At 69.7% G+C, this 14,229-nt stretch carries 16 protein-coding genes; 10 read left to right on the top strand and 6 right to left on the bottom strand.

The genetic code is table 11. The annotated features are described in order from the left end of the window. The first annotated feature begins 13 nt into the window (after positions 1–13). The 6 genes from AC1VNM_RS01075 to phaR all read left to right on the top strand — a co-directional run bounded on the left by AC1VNM_RS01075 (position 14) and on the right by phaR (position 4,333). Positions 14–646 carry a hypothetical protein gene (locus tag AC1VNM_RS01075; RefSeq protein WP_377156527.1) on the top strand — a complete coding sequence of 211 codons (633 nt, stop codon included), beginning with the start codon at positions 14–16 and terminating at the stop codon, positions 644–646. A gap of 83 nt (positions 647–729) precedes the next feature. After that, complete coding sequence (locus AC1VNM_RS01080) at positions 730–990, top strand: hypothetical protein (RefSeq protein WP_483105568.1); 261 nt, start codon at positions 730–732, stop codon at positions 988–990. Beyond that, positions 987–1,358 carry a PIN domain-containing protein gene (locus tag AC1VNM_RS01085; protein WP_483105569.1) on the top strand — a complete coding sequence of 124 codons (372 nt, stop codon included), beginning with the start codon at positions 987–989 and terminating at the stop codon, positions 1,356–1,358. The genes AC1VNM_RS01080 and AC1VNM_RS01085 overlap by 4 nt, the downstream gene beginning before the upstream one ends. 63 nt (positions 1,359–1,421) lie before the next feature. Beyond that, positions 1,422–2,453: a LacI family DNA-binding transcriptional regulator gene (locus tag AC1VNM_RS01090; RefSeq protein WP_377156522.1), complete on the top strand. Its 1,032-nt coding sequence runs from the start codon at positions 1,422–1,424 to the stop codon at positions 2,451–2,453. A 147-nt stretch (positions 2,454–2,600) separates the two neighbouring features. Beyond that, a complete protein-coding gene (locus AC1VNM_RS01095) occupies positions 2,601–3,605 on the top strand; it encodes a tripartite tricarboxylate transporter substrate binding protein (protein ID WP_483105570.1) in 1,005 nt (334 codons plus the stop codon). A gap of 137 nt (positions 3,606–3,742) precedes the next feature. Beyond that, on the top strand, positions 3,743–4,333 hold the full coding sequence (gene phaR, locus AC1VNM_RS01100; protein ID WP_377156519.1) for a polyhydroxyalkanoate synthesis repressor PhaR: 591 nt from the start codon (positions 3,743–3,745) through the stop codon (positions 4,331–4,333). Between the two features lie 18 nt (positions 4,334–4,351). Here the strand turns inward: phaR and AC1VNM_RS01105 are convergent, their stop codons facing one another. The 3 genes from AC1VNM_RS01105 to AC1VNM_RS01115 all read right to left on the bottom strand — a co-directional run bounded on the left by AC1VNM_RS01105 (position 4,352) and on the right by AC1VNM_RS01115 (position 7,056). Continuing rightward, a complete protein-coding gene (locus AC1VNM_RS01105; protein WP_483105571.1) occupies positions 4,352–4,621 on the bottom strand; it encodes a hypothetical protein in 270 nt (89 codons plus the stop codon). Positions 4,622–4,771: 150 nt separating this feature from the next. Next, a complete protein-coding gene (locus AC1VNM_RS01110) occupies positions 4,772–5,239 on the bottom strand; it encodes a GFA family protein (RefSeq protein ID WP_377156516.1) in 468 nt (155 codons plus the stop codon). 56 nt (positions 5,240–5,295) lie between these two features. Beyond that, entirely contained in the window at positions 5,296–7,056 is a 1,761-nt protein-coding gene (locus tag AC1VNM_RS01115) for a sensor histidine kinase (RefSeq protein ID WP_483105572.1), read from the bottom strand. Positions 7,057–7,268: 212 nt separating this feature from the next. On the opposite strand from AC1VNM_RS01115, the gene rimO reads away from it, so the two are divergent. Then, positions 7,269–8,696: a 30S ribosomal protein S12 methylthiotransferase RimO gene (gene rimO, locus AC1VNM_RS01120; RefSeq protein WP_377156513.1), complete on the top strand. Its 1,428-nt coding sequence runs from the start codon at positions 7,269–7,271 to the stop codon at positions 8,694–8,696. Here the strand turns inward: rimO and AC1VNM_RS01125 are convergent. Continuing rightward, positions 8,638–9,822, bottom strand: coding sequence for a hypothetical protein (locus AC1VNM_RS01125; RefSeq protein WP_483105573.1), 1,185 nt, complete (start codon positions 9,820–9,822; stop codon positions 8,638–8,640). The genes rimO and AC1VNM_RS01125 overlap by 59 nt on opposite strands. 169 nt (positions 9,823–9,991) lie before the next feature. On the opposite strand from AC1VNM_RS01125, the gene AC1VNM_RS01130 reads away from it, so the two are divergent. Beyond that, complete coding sequence (locus AC1VNM_RS01130) at positions 9,992–11,200, top strand: PLP-dependent transferase (RefSeq protein WP_483105574.1); 1,209 nt, start codon at positions 9,992–9,994, stop codon at positions 11,198–11,200. Here the strand turns inward: AC1VNM_RS01130 and AC1VNM_RS01135 are convergent. Both AC1VNM_RS01135 and smpB read right to left on the bottom strand, forming a co-directional pair. Further along, a complete protein-coding gene (locus AC1VNM_RS01135; RefSeq protein WP_483105575.1) occupies positions 11,172–12,554 on the bottom strand; it encodes a hypothetical protein in 1,383 nt (460 codons plus the stop codon). The genes AC1VNM_RS01130 and AC1VNM_RS01135 overlap by 29 nt on opposite strands. Before the next feature lie 283 nt (positions 12,555–12,837). Beyond that, a complete protein-coding gene (gene smpB, locus AC1VNM_RS01140; protein WP_377156508.1) occupies positions 12,838–13,302 on the bottom strand; it encodes an SsrA-binding protein SmpB in 465 nt (154 codons plus the stop codon). A gap of 136 nt (positions 13,303–13,438) precedes the next feature. Between smpB and AC1VNM_RS01145 the strand changes: the two genes are divergently transcribed. Beyond that, entirely contained in the window at positions 13,439–13,903 is a 465-nt protein-coding gene (locus AC1VNM_RS01145; RefSeq protein ID WP_377156507.1) for a type II toxin-antitoxin system RatA family toxin, read from the top strand. Then, on the top strand, positions 13,890–14,213 hold the full coding sequence (locus AC1VNM_RS01150; protein ID WP_377156506.1) for an RnfH family protein: 324 nt from the start codon (positions 13,890–13,892) through the stop codon (positions 14,211–14,213). Before AC1VNM_RS01145 ends, AC1VNM_RS01150 begins: the two co-directional genes overlap by 14 nt. Positions 14,214–14,229 lie beyond the last annotated feature (16 nt).

Here is a 14,229-nt window from a genome sequence, read left to right on the forward strand (position 1 = left end):
CGGGAACGCCGCCATGGCCGCATCGAGATCGCTGAAGCTGCGGGCGCTGCTGTTCCTCTACGGCAGCGGCAACATCCTGGGCTGCGCGCTGGCGCTGGTCGGACCGGCGCTGCTGTTCGCCGGCGTGATCGACCGCGGCTGGCTCGCGATCACGGCGGGCCTGTACGTCGCGGGTCTGCTGCTGGGTCGCCGCCAGCCCGAGCTCGAACGCGCGATCGAGGACAGCCTGAGCTTCGAACAGACGATGCAGCGCCTGGACGAGGTCATCGCGCACGCCTCACCGCACCTGCCCGAGGACGTGAAGCCCCGTCTGGCCGCGATCCGCGACGCCGTCGCCGAGGTGCTGCCGCGGCTGCGCGCGACCGGCCTGCACAACGAGGATCTGTTCACCGTCCGCCAGACGGTGCTGCGCTATCTGCCGGAGACGCTGGCGAACTACGTCGCGCTGCCGCCGGCCTTCCGCGTCAGCCATGCGCTGAAGGACGGAAAGACGGCGCGGCAACTGCTCGCGGAACAGCTGTCGCTGCTGGAGACCCAGATGCGCGAGATTGTCGCCAACGTCGCCCGCCAGGACGCGCAGGCGCTGATCGCCAACGGGCACTTCCTCGAAGAGAAGTTCCGCCAGCCCGACTTCCTCGCGCGCTGAGCCGGGCGCGGCACGCGTCAGCGCAGAACCCTCAGCGCAGAACCCTCAGCGTAGAACCCTCAGCGTAGAACCCGGAGGCCCGCATGACCCGCACCATCGTCGACATCCCGGCCGCGCAGCTCGTCGAGATCGACCGTCTGTGCAAGCTGATGGGCATCTCCCGCGCCGAAGCCGTGCGACGCGCGTTGGTCGCCTTTGCGGACGGCCACGCCGACGTGACCCCGGAGGCCTTCGGCTTGTGGGCCTCGCGCGGCGCCTCCGTCGACCCGGCGGGCGAGGCGGGCGGGGCGGGCCGGCCGGGCAGATCCAACGACGACGCGCCCCGGCGGAGTCCCCGGCGATGAATGCCGTCATCGACGAAGACGTGCTGCTCGACTACCTGAACGGCGTGCCGACGGCGGCGCGGGCGCTGGACGCCTGCACGCACCGCTCGATCAGCGTGCTCACCTGGCTCGCGGTGATGGCGCGCTGCCCGCCTGAACTGCTGGCGCCGACGCGCGGTTTTCTCCGCAGCTTCGAGCGCCTGTCGATCAGCGAAGCCGTCGCCGACGAGGCGCTGCGGCTGCGGCTCGTTTCGCCGTCGCTCGATCATCCGCGTGCGATCGCCTGGGCGACGGCCAACGTCAATCAGCTGATATTCGTGACCTCGCGCCGCGACGGGATCGAGGGCGCGGGGCGCAACGTCGTGATGGCCTACGAGGGGCGTCGCTGAACACGCCGGACGCGCGATCGTCCGCCGGCGCGCCTGCGCCCGACCGCCATAATCAGCCGCCATATGTCCGACATCGAGACCTTCCCCCGTCCCCGCCGCCGCAAGGGCAGTGGCGCCGTCACGCTGCGCGACGTGGCGCAGCTCGCGGGCGTGGCGCCGATCACCGCGTCCCGCGCGATCAACACCCCCGCGCAGGTGTCGCCCGAGGTCCGCGAACGGGTGTCCGAGGCGGTGCGCAAGACCGGCTACGTCCCCAACCTGCTCGCCGGCGCGCTGTCGTCGATGAAGAGCCGCATGGTGGGCGTCGCCGTGCCGACGATCGCCGGGCCGGTGTTCCTCGACACCGTGCAGAGCCTCACCGAGGCGCTGTTCGAGGCCGGCTACCAGGTGCTGCTCGGCCAGACCGGCTACGACAACGCGCGCGAGGAAGCCTGGCTCGACGCGATGATCGGCCGGCGGCCCGACGGCCTGGTGCTCACCGGCACCAGCCATTCCGAGCAGGCGCGCACCCGGCTGCGCGCCTCCGGCGTCCCCGTCGTCGAGACCTGGGACCAGAGCGCCGATCCGATCGACATGCTGGTCGGCTTCTCCCATGTCGAGGTGGGCCGGCAGGTCGCGTCCTATCTGCATGCACGCGGCTACCGCCGCCTGGCCGGCGTGGCGGGCAGCGACGAGCGCGCGATGCGGCGTTTCCGCGCCTTCCAGGATCAGGCCGGGGCGCTCGGCATCGCCGACGTGCCCGTGGCCACCGTCGCCACGCCGACCACGCTGGGCAGCGGCCGCCGTGGCCTGGCTGAACTGCTGGCGCATCCGGACGGCGTCGACGCGGTGTTCTGCAGCTCGGACTCGCTGGCGCTGGGCGTCGTGATCGAGGCGCAGGCGCGCGGCCTGCGCATCCCCGACGACCTCGCGATCGTCGGCTTCGGCGATCTGGCGCTGGCGCGGGACCTCGAACCGGCACTGACCACGGTGCGCATCGACGGCTTCGCCATCGGCCGGCAGGCGGCGCGTTTCATACTCGACCGGGCCGGCGGAACGGTCGATCGCCGCACCGTCGACATCGGTTTCGAACTCGTCCAGCGGGCCAGCGCATGAACGGCCACTGACCGGGTGAAATCCCTCATCAACACGATCTTGACGCGATGGATGGTACCGATACCATTCCTCTCATCAAGAAGATGGTATCGGTACCGAGTCGATCACGGCGAGGGCTGCGTGCCGTCATGGATGGAGACAAGCGACATGAATTCGGTGATGCGGGGTCGCGTGCGCGCCCTGGCCGCTGCGGCGGCGACGGTGGTGCTGGGCATGGCGGCGATGACGGCGGCGCAGGCCGCCGATACCGGCAACTGGCCGGCCCAGCCGGTCAAGCTGATCGTCCCCTTCGCGCCGGGCGGCACGTCCGACGTGCTGGCGCGCGAGATCGCGGCTCGGCTGCAGGTCTCGCTCAAGCAGACCATCGTGGTCGACAACAAGGCCGGCGCCGGCGGAGTGCTGGGTGCCGACAGCGTCGCCAAGGCCGCGCCGGACGGCTACACGCTGCTGCTGGGCACGATCGCGACGCATGCGATCAATCCTTCGCTGCTGCCCAAGATGCCGTACAAGGCCGATCGCGATTTCGCGCCGGTGATCCTGCTGGGCAAGATCTCCAACGTGCTGCTGATCGGGCCCGGCTCGCAGGCCAAGACGGTGAAGGACATCATCGCCGCCGCGAAGGCCAAGCCCGGCGACATCACCTTCGCGTCGGCGGGGCAGGGCACGTCGCAGCATCTCTCGGGCGAGGTGTTCCGACTGATGACCGGCGCGGACCTGACGCACGTGCCCTACAAGGGCAGTGCGCCGGCCATCCAGGACGTGATGGGCGGCCAGGTGCCGATGAGCTTCGAGACGGTGACCGTGGCCCTGCCTCAGATCAAGGGCGGCAAGGTGAAGGCGCTGGCGGTGACCTCGGCCAAGCGGAGCGCGCAGTTGCCCGATGTGCCGACCCTGGCCGAATCCGGCGTGCCGGGCTTCGACGTCTCGAGCTGGCAGGCGCTGTACTTCCCGGCGGGCACCCCGGCGCCCATCGTGGCCAAGCTCAATGCCGAAGTGCAGAAGATCGTCGCGCTGCCCGAGGTGAAGGCCAAGATGGAATCGCTGGGCCTGGAGTACACGCCCAACACGCCGGCGCAGTTCCTCGAATTCCAGAAGGCCGAGCAGGCCAAGTGGGCGAAGGTGATCAAGGACGGCAACGTCAAGCCGGACTGAGCCGGACGGAGCTGGCGGGAGACTGGCGGCTCATCGACGGCAGCCCCATCCGCCTCCCGCACAGCAAGGGAAATCACCCGGCGGGCCGCTTGCCGGGCGCCTCCTAGAATGGGTTGAAGACCCTCAGAGGAGACAGCATGGCGACGGCCCGACGCGGCAAGACCGCAACCGGCAGCGAGGACCCCGCGCACCCCAAGGGGCCGCGGGTGCTGAAGAAGTACCCCAACCGGCGGCTGTACGACACGCAGACCAGCAGCTACATCACCTTGGCGGACGTCAAGAAGATGGTGCTCGGCGGCGAGGACTTCGAGGTCCGCGACGCGAAGTCGGGCGATGAGCTGACCCGTTCCATCCTGCTGCAGATCATCCTGGAGGAAGAGATGGGCGGGATGCCGATGTTCTCGACGCCGCTGCTGGCGCAGATCATCCGCTTCTACGGCCATGCGATGCAGGGCCTGATGGGGGCCTACCTCGAGAAGAACCTGCAGGCCGTCACCGAGCTGCAGAGCCGCTTCGCCGACCCGAGCAAGGGCGGGGGCTTCGATCCGCAGCTGTGGTCGCAGTTCATGAGCGGTCAGGCGCCGATGATGCAGGGCCTGATGGGCAACTATCTCGAGCAGTCCAAGAACCTGTTCCTGCAGATGCAGGAGCAGTTCCAGAGCGCCGGGAACATCTTCCCGAGCGTTCCCGGCATGCCGGGCTTCCCGCCGCCGCCGCCGAAGAAGTGAGCGGCGCGTTCGGCACCTTCAGCGCTTGAGCCCGTCGTCGGCGCCTTCGCCGACGATGCGGCACTCGGTCTGATGCAGGGCTGCGTTCACGACCACCGGCGTGCCTTGCCGCGCCAGGCAGTCGTCGCGATCGGCGTAGGGGTCCTGCCCCGTCCACACCGCCAGCAGCACGATCGCCGCGATCAGGGCGAGCGCCGCCAGCACGGGTCGCCGATTCATCCAGGCGAAGGGCTGCGCGCGCGTGCGCGGCGCGACGTCCAGGAGCGGGGCGGGGCGTGTGTTCGACATGGGCGCGATGCTAGTCAGCCGGTCCTGCATCGTCGGCGGGTGGCGTCCGCGTCGCCGTGACCGAATGCGCGGCGCGTGAGGATCCGGCGCCGCGGTCCCCCGGGTCGAGGGGGCCGGCAACGCTCGCCGGTGATCGGCACAAGCGCTGCCCTAGAAGCCGTGCCGCCGGTGCCAGTCGGCCAGGGATTCGTCGGGGAAGTGCCCGAAGCGGGCATCGCCCGGTTGGCCTTCGACCTTCACCCAGGACGCCTTGGAGTCCAGCAGGCCGTGCACGTTCTCCGGAGGCTCCGGCAGCGGCGTATCGATCGCGCTGGCGTGCGGATGGATCAGGTCCGGCCAGTTGTCGTCGTACATCCAGAGCGCGGTGCCGCAATGTCCGCAGAAGTGGCGCTGGCCGCTGCTTTCCTTGCCGTCGAGGAGGGCGCGATAGACCCGCAGGTCGCGCTGGCCCTTGATCAGCTTGAACGTGCGGTGGTCGGCGCCGATGTTGATCGCGTAGCCGCCCGTGCCGGCCGTCTTGCGGCAGATCGTGCAGTAGCAGCGCATGAACGGATACGGCTCGGTCGAGTCGACCGAGAAGCGGATGCGGCCGCAGTGGCAGGAGCCTTCGAGGTGCATGGGGATGCTCTCCTTCATCGCTCTGTGCCGGCAACGCGCATGCCACGGGTGCTCGATCAGCCTGGTGACGACCGCCCCCGCGACGGGAGCATCGACCGCAGCACCGCGTGCAGAGGCCCCGGTTGCACCGGCTTGCGCAGCACGAGGTGGCCATCGGCTTCGGCGCGGCGCAGGTCGGGCAGGTCGAGCTCGCCGGTGACCACCAGGCCGCGCGCGAGCGGGAGCCGGTCCAGCAGGTCCTGCAGCAGCGCGTAGCCGCCGTCGTCGTGCCGCAGCCGCAGGTCGCTCATCACGACATCGGGCTCGAAGCCCGCATCAAGGGCCGCATGCGCCTGGGCGGCGTCACCGGCGACGCGGCAATCGAGGCCCCATTCGCCCAGCAGATGGACGAGGCCGCGCGTCACGCCGAGGTCGTCGTCGACCACGAGCACGCGGCCCATGAGCGGCTCGAACGCATGCGGCGCCATGGGCGCGCGTTTCACCGGCGTTGTCGGGACGGCCGCGCCGCGCAAGGTGATGCGGAAGCAGGAACCCCGCCCCGGCGTGGAGTGCCAGTCGATCGACGCCTGCATCCGTTGCACGCAATCGCGCACGACGGACAGGCCCAGGCCCCGGCCGTCGCCGCTGACCTGCGCGGCGTCGTCGCCGCGACGGAATTCGGAGAACAGCGCCTCGCGCCTGGCCGCGGCCATGCCGATGCCGGTGTCCCAGACCTCGATGGCCCAGTTCCCGCCGCGGCGCCGTACCGCGAGCAGCACGCCGCCTTCGGGCGTGTAGCGCAAGGCGTTGTGCAACAGGTTGGCGAGCGCGCGGCGCAGCAGCATCGGCTCGGCGATGACCCAGGCGGGCGCCTCCGGGCCCCGGATGCGCCAGTCGAGGCCGCGCGCCTGCGCCTCCGGCTGGAAGCGCTCATGCAGTTCCGACAGCAGTGGCGCCGGCGCCAATGGCTGGAGCGCGAGCTCGGCGCTGCGGCTGTCCAGCACGGAGACATCGAGCAGCGAGTTCAGCAGATCGTTGACGTGGCCGGCGGCCTGGGCGATGTCGACCAGCAGCGGCCGCAGCGACGGATCCTGGTTGCGCTGGAGCGCGGCCTGCGCGGTCAACGTCAGCGCGTAGAGCGGTTGGCGCAGGTCGTGCGAGGCGGTGGCCAGGAACAGGCTTTTCTCGCGCGACGCGGCGTTCGCGACATCGCGTGCCTCCTTGTGCGCGAGCGCGAGGGACTCGCTCTGGCGCTTGAGCTGGGACTGCTGGACGAGGAGGCCGTTGGACGTCCGTGCGTATCGCCACACGAGCCACGGAAAGAGCAGGCACAGCGGCAGGACGATCGTCCATTGCGCGGGGAAGGCAAACGGCACCGCCACCGCCGCCATCGCCCACGCGGGACAGAGGAAGCGGGCGAAGAACGGGAGGTCCGCGGCCGCGAAGGCCGCCATCGATGCCGTCGTGTCGGCGAGCAGGAGGTACAGGAAGACCGCGTGTTCGAAGACACCGTCGGTGGCGGCGACCCAGGGCAGCAGACCCCACAGCAGACCGGAGGCGAGCGCGAAGCGCTCCAGCGGTCGCGACCAGCGCGTCACGAAGTCGTCGGGCTTCATGAGCGCGGCCTCGCGCCGGAAGCGGCGGCGCGCGACGGCGACGCCGATCGAGCCCAGCGCACAGGCGGTCGCCCAGGCCCACGCCCACGTCCACGCCCCACTGGCCGGTCCCGCCTGCGTGCTCGCGATCACGGCCGGTGGAATCACCAGCGCGGCGATTTCCACCGAGGCACGGTCGCCGATCAGGGGCAGGAGCTCGGAGCGCGAGGAAGGGTCGGACATCGAGGCGGACGTGAGGAGAGACCGGAGCGCGAGTATCCACGCAGCGACCGGCAGGGCCGGCACGCGGCGGACCGGGGCCATGGCCGGGCGCGTGCAGCGGCACTCGTCCACGGTGGCGGGCGGGGCGCAAAGAACCGGCCCCTGTCTGGAAAGTAGCGCCTCGCTTACAATGCCGCCCCAGCCCATCAGCCAGATCGCCCGGCGGAACCCAAATGGAATCAACGACTTACGACCCCACCGCCGCCGCGAAGACTGGCAGCCCCACCGGCAGCCAGGCGCCCAAGATCGGTTTCGTCAGCCTCGGCTGCCCGAAGGCGCTGACCGATTCCGAGCTGATCCTGACGCAGCTCCGCGCCGAGGGCTACGAGACGTCCAAGACCTTCGCCGGCGCTGACCTCGTGATCGTCAACACCTGCGGCTTCATCGACGATGCCGTCAAGGAATCGCTGGACACCATCGGCGAGGCGCTGGCCGAGAACGGCAAGGTCATCGTCACCGGCTGCCTCGGCGCGAAGGCCGGCGCGAGCTCCGACAACATGGTCCGCGAGATCCACCCGAGCGTGCTCGCCGTGACCGGTCCGCATGCGACGCAGGAAGTGATGGACGCCGTCCACACCCACGTCCCCAAGCCGCACGACCCGTTCATCGACCTCGTGCCCGAGGCCCGCGGCATCGCCGGCATCAAGCTGACGCCCAAGCACTACGCCTACCTGAAGATCTCCGAAGGCTGCAACCACCGCTGCAGCTTCTGCATCATCCCGAGCATGCGCGGCGACCTGGTCTCGCGCCCGATCGGCGACGTGCTGTCCGAAGCCAAGGCGCTGTTCGAGTCCGGCGTCAAGGAGCTGCTGGTCATCAGCCAGGACACCAGCGCCTACGGCGTCGACATCAAGTACCGCACCGGCTTCTGGGACGGCAAGCCGGTCAAGACGCGCATGTTCGACCTCGTGGCCCAGCTCGGCGAGATCGCCAAGCCCTACGGCGCGTGGGTCCGCCTGCACTACGTCTACCCTTACCCGCACGTCGACGAGATCGTGCCGATGATGGCCGAGGGCCTCATCCTCCCGTATCTGGACGTGCCGTTCCAGCACGCGCACCCCGACGTGCAGAAGCGCATGAAGCGCCCCGCCAACGGCGAGAAGAACCTCGAGCGCATCCTGCGCTGGCGCGAGATCTGCCCCGAGCTCGTGATCCGCTCGACCTTCATCGCCGGCTTCCCCGGCGAGACCGAGGCGGAGTTCCAGTACCTGCTCGACTTCATGCGCGAGGCGCAGATCGACCGCGCCGGCTGCTTCGCCTATTCGCCAATCGAAGGCGCGCCGGCGAATGCGCTCGACGGCGCGCTGCCGGACGAGGTCCGCGAGGAACGCCGCGCGCGCTTCATGGCCGTGGCCGAGGAAGTCTCCATCGCCAAGCTGCAACGCCGCATCGGCGCGACGATGCAGGTGCTGGTCGACTCCGCGCCGGCGCTCGGCCGCAAGGGCGGCGTCGGCCGCTCGTACGCGGACGCACCGGAGATCGACGGCACCGTGCGCCTGCTGCCGCCCGAAAAGGCCAGCAAGCAACTGCGCGTCGGCGAGTTCACCCGCGCCCGCATCGTGGGTGTCGAGGGCCACGACCTGATCGCATTGCCGATCTGAATCCCTGGGTCAATCCGTGGGATGCGCGCCGCTCCGGAAGCGCGCGGACATCCGCCCGCTCCCACCGGGCGATCACCTGTGCGCACAGTTCATCCGGTGGACCGCCCGGACGCTCGATCTGGCGTTCGAGTTCATCCGCCACCTGGCGACGCATGGCCCGGATCAGATCGCCCATGCCGGCGCCTTTCTGGAAGCGCATGCCTTTGAAGAGCGCGCGCTGGTCTTCCACTCGCATCGCCCGAAGGACCGATTCGTAGAAGCAGTCTCCCTTCGCCGGCACGTCGCGCGGTCGTCCATCGACGATCGGCGAATAGTGGTGGCGGACATGGTCGATCTGGACCGTGACGGGCGTCCGGCCCGGCGCCAATTGACCGAATTCCATCGGGGCCCGTATCCCCGCCTTGTCCTCGATTCGCAGTGAGAGGCCTTCGGGCCATCCCGGCATGGTCGTGACCAGATGCGGCGCCAGGTCGCCCCCCGCTCCAGTCCAATGTCCGGAGGTGCGGATCTCCGCCGCTGCTTTCCGAAGCTGTTGATGCACGTCCTCCGGATCGTCGATCTGCGCGGCTTTCGCGGAAATCCTCGTCCCGTCACGCGGGGCGGGCGACCTCAAGGCGTCTCGTAACGACTGCAGCAGGCGCTGGGCATCGGTCTCGACAAGGACGCCCTGTTTCCGCGCGACCGCGGCCTTCTCGCCTCGGCGCAGCAGCTGGGATCTCGACCATTCCAGCCATCCTTGCGGCTCCGCAAGATGGGGCTGCAACGCCCGGCGTTCGGTCTGGGTCAGCGCGGTGGCAGCCTGCGTGATGGCTCGAGTCAGGTCGGGTGGTGGCGGGCCGGAATCGCTCCCGCCGCGTCTCACCGTTGCTCTCAGCGCCAGGTGAAGATGCATCGCGTGCAGCAGCTGTTGAGTCGCGGTGGGCATGGCCGTCCTCTGGTTCAGCGTTTTCATCCTGGCGCTGGCCGCGCAATCGGCCGCAGGCCATTCCTCCTTCAACGGGGCGAGCCGATCGGACAGCGTCACCGGGCCGTCGTCGGAAGGGCGCGGCCGGCCGGGTGGCGTCTGCGGCGGTGACTGCCTGAAGCAGGGAATGAGGTGTGAGAGCAGGCGTGAAATCGACGGCATCGCGGGTCCTTGGGAGTGGAGTCGTCGGGCTCAGTGGGTGTTTCCGGTCGACAACCCATCTGGCGCCATGCAGGCGCCGTTCACGGGGCGCCCGCTTGACGCATTCGACATCGGACCTGACGCGTGCCGGAGAATGCCCGTCTGGTTCCCCTGACTCCAAGGAGATGTCGTGACCCGACGCGGCCCGTCCACCGAACAGATCCATCACCCGTACCGGGCGCCCGAGGGCTGGGACGCCGTGCACGTCCCGGTGGCCAAGGCGTCGACGGTGCTGTTCAGGAACACCGCCGAACTGCACCGGCCGCGCACGCAGGACGGTGTCAGCTATCGCTATGGCCTGCCCGGCACACCGACGACCTACACGCTGGCCGCGCGCATCGCGACGCTCGAGCATGCCGAGCACTGCGTGCTCACCCCCAGCGGCGTGTCCGCGATCACGCTGACCAGCCTGGCCTTCCTGCGGCCCGGCGACGAGGTGCTGCTGCCCGACAACGTCTATGGCCAGAACCGGCACCTCGCCAACGGCCTGCTGACCCGGCTCGGCATCACGCACCGCTTCTACGATCCGCTGGACGTGCCGGCGTTCGAGGCCTTGCTGTCGCCACGCACGAAGCTGGTCTGGCTCGAGGCCGCCGGATCGATCACGCTGGAGTTCCCCGATCTGATCGGCCTGCTCCAGGCCTGCCGCGCGCGCGGCGTGCTCACGGCGCTCGACAACACCTGGGGCGCGGGGCTGGCCTTCAATGCCTTCGAGGTGGCGCCGGACGTCGCGCCGGGACTCGGTGCCGACATCAGCATGCAGGCGCTGACCAAGTTCCCGTCCGGCGGCGCGGACCTGCTGATGGGCGCGGTCTGCACGCGCGATGTGGTGCTCAACCGCCAACTGGTGGCCACGCACGAGTACCTCGGCTACGGCGTCGGCCAGAACGACGTCGAGGCGGTGCTGCGCGGCCTGCCGAGCATTGCGCTGCGCTACCGCGCGCAGGATGCGGCTGCCCGCGAACTTGCGCGCTGGATGGCCGCGCGACCGGAAGTGGCGCGGGTGCTGCATCCGGCGTTGCCGGACTCGCCCGGCCATGCGCATTGGCAACGCGTCTGCCCGCAGGCAGGCGGATGCCTGTTCTCCGCGGTGTTCCGTCCCGAGTTCGACGCGCGTCGCGTCGACGCCTTCGTGGACGCGCTGACCTGCTTCGGGATCGGCTATTCCTGGGCCGGCCCGATGAGTCTGGTCGTGCCTTACGACCTCAGTCGCAGCCGCTCGCTGGGGCTGCCGTGGACAGCGGAAGAGGGCGGCACGCTGGTGCGTTTCGCGATCGGGCTCGAGGAGGTCGAGGACCTGCGGGCCGACCTCACGCAGGCCCTGTCGGCGTTGGCGTGAGCCGCGTTCGGGGCGTGTCGCGCGCTTGCGTCACGACCGGAGGGCCGGCCGGTCGCTCTTTCGCGGCGACGGCCGCGTAGGCCACACGTGCCGTCAGGCCGCCGTTGTGCGCGAGGTGTGTCTCGATGGCGCTCATGAATCGCTCCTGGACCGACGGCAACAGCTCCTTCGGGGCCCTTGTCATCTCCTGGATCCAATGGGCGGCGACGGCGGACCTCATCGTCTCGCTGCAGAGCGTCTCCATCAGCGCGGCGGGCATGTGCGCCGGACCGCAGCGGTCCCCTGACCGCGAAGTTCGCCGCGCCTCCGACTGCCATTGACGCTGAAGCACGTCGCGGATCTGCCGATCGACGAAGTCCTCCGCTTTCCATCGCCGGTACAGGGGCAAGGGGAATCGCGACAACGCGTTGCGGTAACCCCAGCGCGATCGCGGTTCGTCCCAGTCGAGTGCACCCGCCAGGTCATCGCTGATCGCCGCGAAAGCCTTTGGATGCCGTTGCCCGAGCGGGGGGAGCTCGTTCGAGGAGCGCACGGCCTTCAATGCCGCCTCGAAGCGGCGGGCCAGGGAAGGAGGCGGCGCGCCGGCGCAGCAGCCGAGCAACTTCGGCGCGCGACGCGGCGGTGGAACGCCGGCGTCCAATGCGTCCAGCTCGCGGCAGAACAGGGCCAGCGGGAGAGACAGGGTCCGCGAGTTCTCCGGCAACAGGCGGTCGTAGAAGCGTGGCGGCGCCGTGCGCGCATCGCCATGGCTGGATCTGCCGACGGCGGCCAGCCGTTCGAAGTGGCTCCGGTCGTCCAGGCCCGAGAGCCGCGGGAGCAGGTCGCCAAGCAGTTGCGCCAGGGCCTCCGCGTCGCCGAGATCCACGGTCGCGAGGAGCCGCCGATGGGGCTGCGGCGGCCGTATGCACAGCGTGTTGGCCGCCACGTTCAGGTAGGCATCGAGGGTGCGTCCCGGCGGCACCGTGGACAGGGCGGTCCAGACCTCCTCGGGCGTGAGCACGCCGCTCGTCGCGAGGCGTCCCAGCAGCGTCATGTAGTTGGCGTTCGCGCAGGCCTGCACGGCGTCGAGCTGACGCCAGCATTCCTGGTCGCGTCCGCCCATCGCGGAGTCTGGGAACCTTTGTTGATGGCCATCAGCGCGGTTCATCCGGATCATGTGCGACACCACATCCCACCGGATCAACTGCTCGGCCAGCGCGCGACGCTGGGCGGTGTCCGCAGCGGACTGCGCCAGGTGCGCACTGATCGCGCGAAGGCGGATCAGGGTCTCGGCGCTGCCGTCCCTGCCCGGTGGCAGGGACAGGACGACGTGTCGCAGCGTGGCGTCGAGATCGGTCAGTCCTCTTGCGACCAACAGGGAGTTGGTGGCCGCAAGCCGAGGGGCCGACCCGAAGCGCAAGCGATCGGGCTGCCGAGGCTTGTCAGGCCCGTCCGGATCGCATGACGGATCGGGACCTGCGGACGAGGCCTCCGGCGACGGGTCATCCGATGGAGGCGATGTCGCTGGGCCTGGATGGGACGGGATGAACACGGTCGACTCCCCGGCACCGTTGCCGCTGCCGCTGCTTGGAGGAGCGACGAAGCGGTGCGCGCTCGTCGACGAAGGCGCGCTGAGTTGGCCGGGGGCCGCCGGCCGTTCAGTCCTTCGACGGCCCCGAGACCTTGTGCCGCATCAGGCGGCCCTTCTCGCGTTCCCAGTCGCGCTTCTTCTCGGTCTCGCGCTTGTCGTGCTGGGCCTTGCCCTTGGCCAGCGCGATCTGCACCTTCACGCGGCCATTCTTGTAGTGCAGGTCCAGCGGGATCAGCGTGAAGCCGCGCTGCTCCACCTTGCCGATCAGCCGGCGGATGTCGGCGCCGCTCATCAGCAGCTTGCGCGTGCGGTCGGCCAGCGGGTTGACGTGCGTCGACGCCGTGCGCAGCGGATCGATCCGGCAGCCGATCAGGAACAGTTCCCCGTCTCGGATGACGACATAACCGTCCGGCAACTGCACCTGGCCGGAGCGGATGGCCTTGACCTCCCAGCCTTCGAGGACGATGCCGGCTTCGTACTGCTCCTCGAGGTGGTACTCGAATCGGGCGCGACGGTTTTCTGCAATGGACATGGGAGCTCTTCTTGTGCGGGTCGCGGGCGCGCCAGGTCGGCGCAAGCGCCGAGGGCAGGCGGGCCGGATGGCGGCCCGGTGACGCCCAGATGGGGTCGATCGGGCCGCCTACAATCCCGCCATTCTAAGAACCGCCATGAAGCACGTCCGGAAGACCGTCCTCCTTTGGTACTCGCCGCGCGAGATGTATGACCTGGTCACCCAGGTCGAGCGTTATCCGGAGTTCCTGCCCTGGTGCTCGTCCGCGGAGGTCCTGGAACGCCACGACGACGGCGTGACCGCGAAGCTGTCCCTGCAGTACGCCGGCCTGCGTCATGCGTTCACCACCCGCAACACGAACGAGCCGAACCAGCGCGTGCGCATGAGACTCGTCGACGGGCCGTTCTCGATGCTCGACGGCGACTGGCAGTTCCTGCCGCTGAGCCGCCCCGGTGCGCCGGCCGACGGTGAGCCGCGCGCCTGCAAGATCGAGTTCGAGCTGCGCTACGCGTTCTCGAGCTTTGCGCTCGAGGCCGTCGTCAGTCCGGTGTTCGACCGCATCGCCAACACCTTCGTCGACAGCTTCGTGAAGCGCGCCGAGCAGGTCCATGGCGCCCGCTGACCTGTCGATCGAGCTCTTCTGGAGCCCGGCCCAGGGCGAACTGCGCGAGCAACGACTGACCCTGCCCGCCGGCAGCACCCTGCGCGACGCCCTGGCGGCCAGCGCCTGGTTCGCGCCGGACCAGATCGCCGCGCTGACGGCCGGGATCTGGGGGCGCACCGTGCCGCTGGAGACCCCGCTGCGCGAACAGGACCGGGTCGAGGTCTACCGTCCGTTGACGGTCGATCCGAAGGAAGCACGCCGCCAGCGCTTCCAGGCCGCGGGCAGCCGCATCGTCACGCGGCATCGACCGCTGGGCCGCAAGGCCTGACACCGGACGCAGGTCC

It is taken from the genome of Mitsuaria sp. MSU3D (assembly GCF_056867975.1).